At 49.1% G+C, this 11,744-nt stretch carries 12 protein-coding genes; 7 read left to right on the forward strand and 5 right to left on the reverse strand.

All coding sequences use genetic code 11. The annotated features are described in order from the left end of the window. Positions 1 to 231 precede the first annotated feature (231 nt). The 4 genes from AC07U6_RS13345 (at position 232) to AC07U6_RS13360 (ending at position 7,055) form a co-directional block, all read left to right on the forward strand. On the forward strand, positions 232 to 858 hold the full coding sequence (locus AC07U6_RS13345) for a response regulator (RefSeq protein ID WP_494762337.1): 627 nt from the start codon (positions 232 to 234) through the stop codon (positions 856 to 858). Beyond that, the gene (locus AC07U6_RS13350; RefSeq protein ID WP_494762336.1) at positions 855 to 4,322 is read left to right on the forward strand and encodes an ATP-binding protein; all 3,468 of its coding nucleotides are present in this window, start codon (positions 855 to 857) and stop codon (positions 4,320 to 4,322) included. Before AC07U6_RS13345 ends, AC07U6_RS13350 begins: the two co-directional genes overlap by 4 nt. 87 nt (positions 4,323 to 4,409) lie before the next feature. Further along, a complete protein-coding gene (locus tag AC07U6_RS13355; protein ID WP_494762335.1) occupies positions 4,410 to 4,835 on the forward strand; it encodes a DUF1090 domain-containing protein in 426 nt (141 codons plus the stop codon). A 78-nt stretch (positions 4,836 to 4,913) separates the two neighbouring features. After that, positions 4,914 to 7,055 carry a fimbria/pilus outer membrane usher protein gene (locus AC07U6_RS13360; protein ID WP_494762334.1) on the forward strand — a complete coding sequence of 714 codons (2,142 nt, stop codon included), beginning with the start codon at positions 4,914 to 4,916 and terminating at the stop codon, positions 7,053 to 7,055. 177 nt (positions 7,056 to 7,232) lie between these two features. Here the strand turns inward: AC07U6_RS13360 and AC07U6_RS13365 are convergent, their stop codons facing one another. The 4 genes from AC07U6_RS13365 to AC07U6_RS13380 form a co-directional block, all read right to left on the reverse strand. Next, entirely contained in the window at positions 7,233 to 7,424 is a 192-nt protein-coding gene (locus tag AC07U6_RS13365; protein ID WP_494762333.1) for an isocitrate/isopropylmalate family dehydrogenase, read from the reverse strand. Positions 7,425 to 8,065: 641 nt separating this feature from the next. Beyond that, positions 8,066 to 8,554 carry a hypothetical protein gene (locus tag AC07U6_RS13370; protein ID WP_494762332.1) on the reverse strand — a complete coding sequence of 163 codons (489 nt, stop codon included), beginning with the start codon at positions 8,552 to 8,554 and terminating at the stop codon, positions 8,066 to 8,068. A 272-nt stretch (positions 8,555 to 8,826) separates the two neighbouring features. Further along, a complete protein-coding gene (locus AC07U6_RS13375; RefSeq protein WP_494762331.1) occupies positions 8,827 to 9,084 on the reverse strand; it encodes a colicin E3-like toxin immunity protein in 258 nt (85 codons plus the stop codon). Between the two features lie 9 nt (positions 9,085 to 9,093). Beyond that, positions 9,094 to 9,327 carry a colicin E3/pyocin S6 family cytotoxin gene (locus tag AC07U6_RS13380; protein WP_494762330.1) on the reverse strand — a complete coding sequence of 78 codons (234 nt, stop codon included), beginning with the start codon at positions 9,325 to 9,327 and terminating at the stop codon, positions 9,094 to 9,096. Between the two features lie 214 nt (positions 9,328 to 9,541). On the opposite strand from AC07U6_RS13380, the gene AC07U6_RS13385 reads away from it, so the two are divergent. Both AC07U6_RS13385 and AC07U6_RS13390 read left to right on the forward strand, forming a co-directional pair. After that, positions 9,542 to 10,021, forward strand: coding sequence for an Hcp family type VI secretion system effector (locus tag AC07U6_RS13385; protein WP_494762329.1), 480 nt, complete (start codon positions 9,542 to 9,544; stop codon positions 10,019 to 10,021). Between the two features lie 2 nt (positions 10,022 to 10,023). Beyond that, positions 10,024 to 10,863: a DUF4225 domain-containing protein gene (locus AC07U6_RS13390; RefSeq protein WP_494762328.1), complete on the forward strand. Its 840-nt coding sequence runs from the start codon at positions 10,024 to 10,026 to the stop codon at positions 10,861 to 10,863. 53 nt (positions 10,864 to 10,916) lie between these two features. Here AC07U6_RS13390 and AC07U6_RS13395 read toward each other — a convergent pair whose 3' ends face one another. After that, complete coding sequence (locus AC07U6_RS13395) at positions 10,917 to 11,309, reverse strand: hypothetical protein (RefSeq protein WP_494762327.1); 393 nt, start codon at positions 11,307 to 11,309, stop codon at positions 10,917 to 10,919. A gap of 316 nt (positions 11,310 to 11,625) precedes the next feature. Between AC07U6_RS13395 and AC07U6_RS13400 the strand changes: the two genes are divergently transcribed. After that, positions 11,626 to 11,744: transposase (locus AC07U6_RS13400; protein ID WP_494764810.1), on the forward strand; the 119-nt coding region annotated here is incomplete at its 3' end.

Here is an 11,744-nt window from a genome sequence, read left to right on the forward strand (position 1 = left end):
AAAAAATTGAAAAAATACAATCGTGAAACAAAAAAAGACAAAATAGAAAATTCTTCATTGTCTTGATTTCATTGAAATAATGACAATTTCCGAGTCCGCCATCGTACAAAAAAAAACCCAAAGCATTATCAGTCAAACATTCATCGTATTTATATTAAGTCGTAACGGGACAACACATGGATAATATTTCGTCTCTGCAGCACAGCATCAGTGAATAATGGAAATAATACTATGACTACAATACTGCTTGTGGATGACCATCCGGCAATCTGTTTTGCACTAAAAGTGCTGTTGGAAAAACATACCGAATTTTCTGTCACCACGTCAGCAGGGGATAATCTCATTGCTCAGCTGCACCGGGAACGCCCGGACCTGCTGATCCTCGATCTTGAGCTCAAAAAGTCCGACGGGCTGGATCTGCTTCCTCGTATTCGGCAGCACTTTCCGGCGATGAAGGTGCTGGTATTCACCAACCAGCCTGCCGGTATTTACGCGATGCGCACGCTTCAGGCCGGCGCTAACGGCTTTATCAATAAAAACCTGCCGCTGGAAAGCGTGGAACCCGTTTGCCGCCTCATTATGAACGGCTATCAGTGCTTTCCGGAAGGAACGCTATCCCGCACCGCCGCCGCCGTGCAGGAGCCTGATGACTCGCATACTCTGCTGGCGCGCTTTTCCGACCGCGAACTTGCGGTGCTGAATTATTTGAAACAGGGAAAAACCAATAAAGACATTGCCGATCTGCTGTCGCTGAGCAATAAAACCATCAGTACCTATAAAGTGCGGATGCTAAAAAAAAGCGGTTACGACGATCTGCACCAGCTGCTTTCGCTTATCAGCCAGGAGGCAGAGAAGTGAGAAATATTGTCTGGATGATGCTTTTTTTCCTCTCTTTCGCCGGATATAGCAAACAAGAGGACAATCCCCTTAAGCTGCTGGCCCGCAGCCACGAAACCGTGACCGGACCGGGGCTTAACGCCAGCGAATGGCGCTGGCTGCACGAGCATCGGAAGATCCGCCTGGCGGTCTGGCAGCCCATGTCACCACCGTATGATATCACCACCGGCCTGAACGATTACGGCGGCATCAGCGCTGATTTTATCGGGCTGGCGTCGAAGAATCTTGGGGTTGAAATTGAAGTTCTGCCCTATCCAAACTTCAACACTGCACTGACCGCGCTGCGCGATGGCAAAGCCGACTTTATCGCACAGGCCAGTGACAATCAGCAGCGACAGGGGCTGTTGCTGAGCGATCCCTACAGCACCAATATTGCCGTCGAGATGTTCAATACCGAGGTAGCGCGTGATGCCACCGTGAACAAAATAGCTATTTCGCCGGTCTACGATCGTCAAACCGTACTGGCACGCTATCCGAATGCGAAACTGGTGACGTTTTCTTCAGCGCGCGATGCGCTGGAGGCGCTGGCATTTCGTAAGATCGACCTGTTCTTTAGTGATGCGATCACCGCTCGCTACCTGATCAGCCAGTCGCATTTAAGCAACGTCAGTATTCGGCCCGTTGGCGCGTCGTTTCACACCGCAGGTTTTTCCTTTGCCGCAATGCCAAAAATGCACGTCTGGATAACCATCCTGAATAAGCTGCTGGCGGTTCTGCCGGAGAGCGCGAGCATAGAGATCCACCGGCGCTGGAACGGCGGTATTTCCCTGTCGCTGAGCGAACAGCAGCCCGTATTTACCTCCCTTGAGCATAAATGGATTAAGGAGCATAAAAAGATCCGTGTTGCCGTGGCGGAAAACAATGCACCGATGGCGTATTTTAATCAGAATGGGCAGCTGTGCGGCATTATTGCCGACATTCTGACCGCACTCAGCCTGCGCACGGGGTTCAATTTCGAGATCCATCGCTACCCCACCCAGCAGGATGCTTTCAATGCAGTAAAAGCAGGTAACGACAATCTGGTGGCTGGCGTTACTCAGGAAGGGATCTGGCAGGCTGACCTGCTGACGACCCGCACCTGGCTGTATAACTCATGGGTGATGGTCGGGCGGGCGCATCATATTCCGAGGGAGATCAATCCGCGCGTAATCAGTCTGAGCGGTGAAGCCCCGGAAGGCTGGCTTCGCCATCAGAACAGCGGTCTGGCTGGCAGGGTGAGTACCTGGCAGGAAGGCCTGGACAGCGTGGTACGGGCTGAGAATGACATGATGACGGTGCCGCTGATCGTCGCGAACGCCCTGCTCACCCGCAAGGAGTTCTCTTCGCTAAAAATACTGGGCAGTATCGACACCGACCCGATGCGCTTCGCCTTTGGCGCATCGCGACATGCCTGGCCCCTGACCACCATATTGAATAAAGCGCTGATTAATATTTCGCCTGAGGATTTACACGCCCTGACTCGCGGGGGCAGCAGCGGCAACGCCTTCACCTCGGCTCCGCCGAAAAAAAACTCGACAATACTGTCCACGGCGCTGTTTTGCGCCGGAATGGCTTTGCTGCTGCTGATCCTGTTTGGGGTTTATTCCCTGCGCCACCGCAGGCAAAGGCAGATGCTGGACGCCATTCCCACCCCGCTTTACCTGTGTGATGCGCGCGGCGTGATGCAGACCGGTAATCGTGCGCTTTACGAAACCTTGTCGATTGGCCCGGGCCAACTGCGTGGTAAAACCCTTGCCGACTGGTTTGGTTCGGAAGAACCCAGCGGCGAATGGCAGGAACGCGTCATACGTACGTCCGGGCGGGTACTGCGATTGTGGCGTCAGCCGATCGCCGGGAAAAAACAGTTTATCGGCGGCTGGCTGGACGTATCACGCCAGAGTCGGTTTATTCAGACGCTGCGTAAAGCCAGGTGCCGTGCCAACAGTGCCAGCCGGGTGAAAAGCGTTTTCCTGGCCACCATGAGCCATGAAATACGTACGCCGATTGCGGCGATTATCGGCATGCTGGAACTGGTGATGAAGCGCCCCGGCGACTCGCGGCAAAACCAGCAATCGGTGAGGATCGCCTGGGATGCCGCGCAGTCGCTACTGCTGCTTATCGGCAATATCCTCGACGTTTCCCGTATTGAATCTGGCCGTCTGGTACTGCGCCCGGAGCGCGCATCGCTGAGAAATCTGATTGAAGCGGCTGCGATGCTTTTTGAGGGACTGGCCGCGCAAAAATCGCTGGGTTTTTCTCTGGAAATCGATGCGGACCTGAAGGGCGATGTGTTGATTGACGTGACCCGCTTCCGGCAAATCATCGTCAATCTGTTGGGCAACGCCATTAAATTCACCGACAGCGGTAAGGTGACGCTGCGCGCGCAGCCGCTGTGGCTGGAAGATGAGCATATGATGCTAAGTCTGGAGGTGGAAGATAGCGGTGAAGGCATTGATGAGGCCACCCGTCAGCGGCTGTTCCGCCCCTTTGAGCAGGGGGAAAGCCGGAATATCGCTCAGGGCAGCGGGCTTGGGCTGTATATCTGCCGAACGCTGGCAGAGATGATGGACGGCGGGATCGAGCTACAAAGTGAACCCGGCAAAGGGACAACGGTCACGGTTACCCTGAAGCTATCGATTCTGGCAGCGAAGGCCGCCAGCCCTCTGCGTAGCCACGCGCACGACGATAAATGCCGGACGCTGAACATCATGATTGTTGACGATCACCCTGCTGGAAGAATGCTGCTAAGCCAACAGCTTAGCTGGCTGGGCCACCGAGTAACCAGCTTCGACAACCCGCAGCAAGCATTAGCTGCGCTGGCGACCCTCAAGCCGGATGTGGCGATCAGCGACTGCAATATGCCCGGCATGAGCGGCTGCGAACTGGCCCGAACGATCGGCGTACAGTATCCCGGCCTGCCGGTGTTTGGGCTGACGGCGGACGCACGTGAAGCCACGCGGGACGCGGCGCAGCAAGCAGGTATGCGCGACTGCCTGTTCAAGCCGGTGACGCTGTCTATGCTGAAGGAACTGCTCGCCTCGGTTATCCCGGCCGGACCTTCTGCTGTAACGGCAGATCCCGCGTCAACGCTGTCTGAACTCAGCCTGCCTTCCGTGCTACTGGAGGGCGATAATTTCGCCACGTTCCTCAGCCTGCAAATAACCGTTCTGGATGAGGCGCTGGCCAGCATCACCCGTTGGTACGATGCGCCAGATACCCCTCTGCACGAGGCCCTGCATAAGCTGCGCGGCGGCATTCAGCTACTGGGAGCAAAATCGCTTGAGGCGCAGTGCCTGAAGCAGGAACAGGAAAGCGATGAGCGCGGCGTGCAGCAGTTGGAGGCCAGTATCCGCGCCCTGCGCACGGCGCTTGAACAGTGGCGCGATACCGGACTACAACCCTGTAAGACCGTCCTACAGCAAGATGAAGACGGAGCTACATCGTAACTACCACCCATACAGAGGTATTCTTTTTGTCACAGGAAAGCGACGGGTCAGGTGACCCGTTGGAATTATCAATCAAGGAGAAGTTCAATGAAAAAATTAATCACCGCTCTGACTGTAGTAGCTACCGTTGGTATGTTCAGCACCGCACAGGCAGCACAAAACTGCTCTATAAAAACCGCCGCGCTGGAAAAAGAAATCCGTATCGCTCAGCAGTACGGTAATGTCTACAAAGTTGCCGGTCTGCAAAGGGCACTGGCCCAAGTCAAAGCCTACTGCACCGACGGCAGCGTTTTTTCTGACGCACAGAAAAAAGTGACCAAGCTGGAGAAAAAACTGGCAGAAAAACGCGAAGATATTGCTGAAATTAAGGCAGATCTGAGTAAAGCTCAGGCAAAAGGCGACGCGAAGAAAGTGGCTAAGTATCAGAGCAAACTGGCAGAAAAACAGAGCGACCTGCGTGAAATCAAGCAGGAGCTGAACCGCGCTCGTGCCGAGCTGGCTTCAATGCAATAATAAGCGCTATACGGTCTGAATCCTAAAAGTGAAGGGGCATCTGCCTCTTCGCTTTTTTGCGTTTCCCCGTTCCCGCCGATGATATTTCGTACTATCGCATTTTTTTTACTGCTGTTACTGGCGGTACGCTCGCCCTCGGCTAATGAAAGCACCTGGGTTATCCTCAATAACGTCTATAAAGGGTCTATTTCACTTAATTTCTCCGCAGGTGCGCCCTGCCTGAGCTACTCGCTGATGGAAGAATGGGGTGTCGTTGCGTCGTTGCTCAGCCATATGAAGTGGGATGCCACCGGCTGCCTGACGCCTGGCTCCGCAAAGCAGTACGGACTGAAATTCAGGTATCTCGCCGATGCGCAGCTGCTGACGCTGGAGTTCCCGGAAGAGTCCATCACCCCACAGCAAAATGGCGTCAGTACCAGCCGCTGGGACAACGGCATCAACGCGCTGTTCGTCAACTATCGGCTGGATGTTGATAAAAAACGCGCACGCTACGAATGGGACACCTCCGGCACCGATACGACGCTAACGCTGGATAACGGCCTGAACCTGGGGGCGTGGCGACTGCGCCAGCAGAACACCTTCTGGCGCGAACGCACCGGCCAGCAGGGTTCGTACAGCAACTCAATAGCCCTGTGGCGCGGGATCACCCGTATCCGATCGCGGCTGACCGTCGGCGATGGCTATACCTCTTCCAATATGTTCGACAGCATGGCGTTTCGTGGCCTGTCGCTTGCCAGTGATGAGGCGATGTACCCGGACAGCTGGCGCCCCTATTCGCCGCTGATCAACGGCTATGCCCGCAGCGAGGCAGAAGTCACCATTCATCAGAACGGTGAGCGCGTTTATCGTATCCATGTTCCGCCAGGACCGTTTACCATCCGCGACTTCTATCCGCCGGATTCTCAGGGCAATCTTGAATTAACGGTGCAGGAAAGCGACGGTACCGAGCGCACACGCGTTTTGCCCTATTCCATTATGCCGAATCTCGTTCAGCATCGAATGTTTAGCTATGAGCTGGCAGCGGGTCGCTATAAACCGGCCCACGGCATTGAGATGGATAAAGATCGTTTCTGGCAGGCTTCACTGTCGTGGGGACTGGCCTCCCGCCTGACGATTTTCTCCGGGGTACAGCAGGCGGAGCGCTATATCAATCACGTGCTGGGCACCGGGGGAAACTTCGGCCACTGGGGGGCGCTGTCAACCGATATCAGCACTGCGCGCTATCGCCAGCAAAAAACCACCGCCCGCGGCAGCGTGTGGCGTCTGCGCTATGCCAAAGCGTTTTTCAGTGCCGAAACCAGCCTGAATGCGCTGCTGCAATGGTATCCACCCGGCAGCCAGTACCGCTCGCTGGAAGAAAAAATTGACCAGGCTGCGATGCTGAGATACGACTGGGATAATGAGTTGACCCGCCGCGCCGCGCAGGCCGAGGTAGAAATTAGTCATAACTTTGACGAAGACTCCAGCATGAGCCTGTCGTGGCGCTGGACGAAATCACGCAAATCCGGCGCAGACAGCAGCGGCGTGGTGCTCAGCCTGAATTCCAACTGGCGGGATATAGATATCAGTCTTTACGGCGCCTATGACCGCGGCAAAGAGTCCCCGGCGGAAGCCACGCTGGGCATTAATATCAGCATTCCCTTCTCCATCGGCGGCCACAACAGCAACGTCGGCTATATATCGCAACTGGCAAGCCGGGAAAAAGACAGCCACGGCATCAACGTTTACGGCTCCGCGCTGAAGGATTTCAGCCTGCGCTATGACGTCAAAGCACAGCAAGTCATGCATGGTGACGACGAACTGACGGCCAGCCTTGGCTATCAGTACAACGGCGGCGAGGTCAATGTCAGTATGGATCGGGGTGGATCGCGGCGCGATTATCACGCCGATACCAGCGGCAGTATTTTGATGTCCGGCAGCGGAATCACCTTCGGCCAGACGCTCGGCAGCACCGCAGCACTGGTCAGCGTGCCGGGGTCGCCCGGTATCAGTTTCTATAATCAGTTTTCCACCACCACCAACTCGGACGGCAACCTGCTGGTCAGCTACCTGACGCCGTGGCGGGTTAACCGCATTACCGTCGACAATATGAGCCTGCCGGATAAAACCAGCATCGATGTTGATGAACTGGAAACGGTACCGACCGATGGCGCCATTATCCAGCTCACGTTTCCGCAACCGCAGGTACAAACTGAGTCGCCGCAGGAACAGGAGGAGTGAATTAGCGGTGGTGATGGCCATCGCACAAACAAAGGTGATGACCGAACGCCAGCGCAGAAGAAAGGCGATAAAGAACGCGGAATCTGAAGATGATTTTTCAGGTCAGGTAAAGAGTTTCCCATACAACAAAACGGGGGCCAAATCGGCCCCCGTCTTCACAATCATCAACAGCACATATTACATGTGGCTGATCATTGCATCGCCAAACTCTGAACATTTCAGCAGTTTAGCGCCGTCCATCAGACGCTCGAAGTCATAGGTTACGGTTTTGGCGTTAATGGCGCCTTCCATACCTTTCACGATCAGGTCTGCGGCTTCGAGCCATTCCATATGGCGCAGCAGTAGTTTGCAGGCCATTACATAACACATTGATTATTAATTTTATATTTCAATTTCACGCATTCAATTACTTGTTTTGAATCAGTTTTTAACACCCTGATTGCATGATAAATTATCAGGGTTTTGATAACCGCTTTAGTAATTCAATGACTCTAAACAAGGTGCATAACATGACTAAGGACGAAACCAAAGCAAGATGCAAAGAGCTTTATCTCGCATAGGATGGACGGCATGAAAATGGCCCAGCTAAAGGCATATTTTTTCAGGCCTACATACGTTAACAGCCTGATTTTTCCTATTTCACATACGGCCGCGCAGACAGGCATCAAGTTGTTATGGGATGGGTTGATGAATGGGATCAGATTTACAAGTAGTAGAGTTTATAACACGCTGCCATTTTCTTCGTTTCCCCTGCGACAGGCTGGCGGGTTCAACTCCCGCCAGCACTTTTTATAGGACTGCAACCTGACAGAGACTTTATAAACAGTCATTTACGGACTCCGACCAGACAGAGCGCAGACCGAGAAAAGACAAAAAAAGACAAAAATATGTACGTGAAATACACGTGCACTTTAAAAAAATCCCAGACTGTGAAATCTGGGTTTTTTCTATTTATAATTAATGGTAACTATTTTTTTCCACTCAACTGTTTTCAACCCCTTTAATACTGTTCATATATACAGTATTATCATTTTCGGGGAGGGATCAAGTGTTACATTCAGCGTCTTGACTGCACCGAATATCTCCACCACAGCAGACGCATCCCGCGTCCAGTACGGCATGTCTGTCGTCTCAAGCACGGTAGATGAGTGGTGTGCCTCAATCTGGTTGTAGGTGTTGCAGAATCCACTCGCCCCTTTTACGTGCAGGTTGTTGCACAACACCTTGCCTTTGTTGCCGGTAACCAGATTCTCATGAATGATGCGTTCACTACCTTCCACAACCAGATTGTCGAGCAGTATGCGGTTCCAGAGCGCCCGCATCCAGATAAGCCGCCCGACACCGGCGGTTGGGAAGGCAAGTTTCCCTGAAATTATAAGGGTGCCGATAAAGCCACCGGCGGACTGAGCTGCATCCCCACTCTGGATTCGCGACTGCTCGGTATGCACTACCGCCTGTGCACCGTTAAGCGGTCTGGCGTTGGCAAAATGCAGGTCCATCAGACCGATACTGCAGCTATTGCCGATAGAGGGTTAGCCTTGAGAAATATCAGCCTTTCTTTGTCCCACTTGCTTCCATAGATGCGAGGTTCTTTATTGTTCATTTCATGGTTCATTCTGCTTATCTGATGCAATAAAAAAACCGCCCGAAGGCGGTAGTTATTAAGGCTATTCCATTGATGTAAATAACCAGATCATTAGATAATTACCAGATATCCATCCAGGAATACCTGGTAGTCTCGCCACAGGCTAGCTTCGGTTGAATTTATTAGTTACCAATTACCGTCACGGTAGATAAATCCGATCTGGTAGATAAATCTTCCAACTTCAATCGTGTTTTTAAAGTGGGGTTGAAGCAGAGGAACCCACTCCCTTTCGATATTAAAGACACCATTATTGATATTATCTTTTAATGGAAGACCAAGACTTTCGATTACCGTCCCATCATCATTGAAGTCTTTTGAATATTCTTCATATTTAAGGTCTTTTGTTTCCGAATCATAACATTCAATATGCAATTTTAAGCCCATTATTTTTCCTTAAAGATATTTCTTTATATTTCGTTTCGGCGGGTTTGTTTTTTCAATTTTCTTACCACTCTTGGGATCATATGAACCAGTATATTCACTATCGCTTGCTCTATACTCTTCCAACTCACCATGCCTGGAGTCCCATTCATAGATCTTACGACCTTTGTCTCCTGACCATCGTTTTCGTATCCCTCCGCCACCTTGCAAGGGCGTCCCACCGGGGATTCCTTTTAGCGGCCCCATGCTTTCTACCAAATAGTCACATAAATGGGGCTATCCCCAGAAGAAGCGTGATATTTATTAGATAACTTGCCAGTTCTTAAAAAGAAATTCAATCTATGAATAGTAAAGTAAAAACTAACAGTATCATGAATGCCATAAAAACAATATTGAAACTTGATTTAAAATCGCCTTCTATGTATTATCAATTTTCCTGCACTTTATGTAAGGGATCTACGTGGCTAATATAATATATGCAACGATTAAGGGTGAGAAACAAGGGCTGATTTCTGCGGGCTGTTCGACTCTCGACTCCATAGGAAACAAATACCAAAAAGGGCATGAAGATCAAATCCTAATCCTTGAACTGCTCAATCTCATGACCCGTGAAAGTAATGTTCAACTCCACCCTCTACAAATCAGAAAACCTATAGATAAAGCATCACCACTGTTAGCTTTAGCAATGAGCCAAAATGAACGCTTAGAGTGCGAGTTTGTATTTTACAGAATGAATCCTTCAGGTGGTCTGGAAGTCTTCTTCAAGATAAGACTAACTGGTGCTACGTTAAGTGAAATTAGGATGTTTAGTCCTAACGCATTGACACATAATGATCTTCAGTCAGATGAAAGTGTTTCTTTCAAGTATGGATCTATCACTTGGGAACATGTAATGGCTGGCACAAGTGCCTATAGCATCTGGGAAGATAGGGTATATTAATCATGGGAACAACAGCAATAGCTCATTTGAAGTATGATTTAGATAATCATGCTGTAGACCTAAAACGCATTGCTACTTTGGCCTCAGCTTACTTTATTGAAAATTACCAGGTGAGAAGAGAATATCTTAGAGAGGTTGATGAGTTTATTAGCGATATTAACAGGCGATTTAGAAATACGTTTGATGTTAACGAACGGATGAGGCTGATCACTGAAATGCGTGCTGAAAGTGATCTTGCTCATCGAGAATATCAGATTCTGAGGCAAGGAAATTACACTAAGTATATCGTTACTGAGATATTTGAAGATCAAGGCTTAATTAAGTACGCGAAAATTACTGGCGGAGTCATTACGGGTGGTGTCCAGGCATTGGGAGGGATTAGCCTTTACACCGCAGGTAATAAACTTCATTTTAAAAGAATGAAATCTATCGGAGTTACACTAATAGCTCATGGTGCAAATAATGCATATGAATCAATAACACCCTTGCTATATGAACATCAAAAAAATGGTCCACTTAGAGATCTTTACCGCTTTGTAACAAAACAGTTAGGATATGATAAGTATAATGGTGATTTTGCCTATAGTGTTGTAGATCTTTCGGTTACAGCATACTCTGCTTATAAAGGACTTGTCTTAAAGGAAAACCCTTTACGTTTAGTCAGTAGAGGGCTATTTGAAAAGCCAGGAGCTGGAATGCTATTTAGGAATATAAAGAAGGATCATATTACCAAATGGGAAAATAAGAATATCGCAATGAAGTTATTTCAAGTGAGTTCATCCGCTAGTAAATTTAAAGCTACATTTTATGATGATGGTTATAAGTATCATGAAGGTGAGTGATTTATAAAAAAGAAGAGTCTTGATTAAATAAAAAAGCTCTTCTTTTTTATAAATTATGGAGGTGTAATCATAAAAATGAACATCTTCAATCTTAGCTTAAGAAATTTGAGTGTGGTTAGTATCTTTATTTTTTTTACTCTACTATTTCTTATGACTACCCACATTATTATAATCATGCTTATAATAAACATAGCGAATGGGCCTCTTGTTAACCCATGAAGATATAACATGTAACCAACGTTAATGAAACCTATAATAGTTACAACGAAAAAAGCATTACTTACAGAGTCGGCAATAACAAGGATATAATTTTCAAATGTCTCATCACTCGCAACTTTAACACCTTTTCCATAAACCTCATGTATAGCTTTAACATACGCATTTTTCATTCTCAATAATTCTCGATATGAAAAACAATTATTCAGTATTAGTTTTCTTGCTTTCATTTTTCACTTCCATATCAGTAGTGATATAAAATTGATGAATTACTCTTTCATAATATAATATCATATGAACTTAGTAACGGTCTCGTTAAATCAGTAACTTGATATAATAAATCTACCCTGCTATAGCGTATTTGATATCATAGATATAACGTAACCGAATGGTGAACTCGGACAGGGGGAGAGTGCCTCCATGTTGGAGCTATGTGTATTGGGTTCTTTTCGAGGTGAAGAATAGAGTGGTTATTTCCCCCGTATTCTGGACTGACCCCGCCCCGGTAGACAATCCTGCCCTATAGTTTGAGCACAGGAGGAGCGTATGGGCACACCACGATTTACACCTGAATTTAAGGAAGAAGCTGTCCGTCAGATAACGGAACGCGGTTATTCCGTTGCCGAAGTCTCTGACCGTCCGGGCGTTTCCGCACACAGTCTCTA

The sequence above is a fragment of the Erwinia sp. GW821-FHT03D09 genome (assembly GCF_059420805.1).

Coding starts and splice junctions, on each gene's coding strand:
- AC07U6_RS13345 (WP_494762337.1), top strand. CDS start 232: ATGACTACAATACTGCTTGTGGATGACCATCCGGCAATCTGTTTTGCA.
- AC07U6_RS13355 (WP_494762335.1), top strand. CDS start 4,410: ATGAAAAAATTAATCACCGCTCTGACTGTAGTAGCTACCGTTGGTATG.
- AC07U6_RS13360 (WP_494762334.1), top strand. CDS start 4,914: ATGATATTTCGTACTATCGCATTTTTTTTACTGCTGTTACTGGCGGTA.
- AC07U6_RS13365 (WP_494762333.1), bottom strand. CDS start 7,424: ATGTGTTATGTAATGGCCTGCAAACTACTGCTGCGCCATATGGAATGG.
- AC07U6_RS13370 (WP_494762332.1), bottom strand. CDS start 8,554: ATGGACCTGCATTTTGCCAACGCCAGACCGCTTAACGGTGCACAGGCG.
- AC07U6_RS13375 (WP_494762331.1), bottom strand. CDS start 9,084: ATGGGCTTAAAATTGCATATTGAATGTTATGATTCGGAAACAAAAGAC.
- AC07U6_RS13380 (WP_494762330.1), bottom strand. CDS start 9,327: ATGGGGCCGCTAAAAGGAATCCCCGGTGGGACGCCCTTGCAAGGTGGC.
- AC07U6_RS13390 (WP_494762328.1), top strand. CDS start 10,024: ATGGGAACAACAGCAATAGCTCATTTGAAGTATGATTTAGATAATCAT.
- AC07U6_RS13395 (WP_494762327.1), bottom strand. CDS start 11,309: ATGAAAGCAAGAAAACTAATACTGAATAATTGTTTTTCATATCGAGAA.